The sequence below is a fragment of the Psychrobacter sp. GW64-MNA-CIBAN-0177 genome (genome assembly GCF_040309585.1).
GTDB lineage: Bacteria > Pseudomonadota > Gammaproteobacteria > Pseudomonadales > Moraxellaceae > Psychrobacter > Psychrobacter okhotskensis.
In genome coordinates this window covers 1-277 of sequence record NZ_JBEOOY010000192.1, presented here as the reverse complement: position 1 = coordinate 277, position 277 = coordinate 1, and the positions used below count along the sequence as shown (strand labels likewise).

The following is a 277-nucleotide window of genomic DNA, read 5'->3' as shown; positions in this document are numbered from 1 at the left end:
GCAGAAAGGTGCCGTTGGGCGTTTTATGCATTTATTATCCAGCCTTGAATCCACTGCTCGTAGTGACTTTGACAAAGTGCTTAATGTGCAAGGCAAAGGACGTTTGTATTTTGCCCGCTCTAAACAGGCGTTATTAACGTCAAGTAAATCTTCTAATCCAAAAGAAATCGCATCAAGTGGATTTTGGGTCACCACCAATAACAATACCGCCAAAAAACAAACTATTCTAACAGAGGTATTGGAACATTTAGGTTGTGACAGTGAAAGAGCGAAGAGC

Annotated in this window: 1 protein-coding gene; it reads left to right on the top strand. The window is 41.2% G+C overall.

What is annotated here, in order from left to right:
* Positions 1-277: hypothetical protein (locus tag AAEY79_RS14735; RefSeq protein ID WP_352289084.1), on the top strand; the 277-nt coding region annotated here is incomplete at both ends.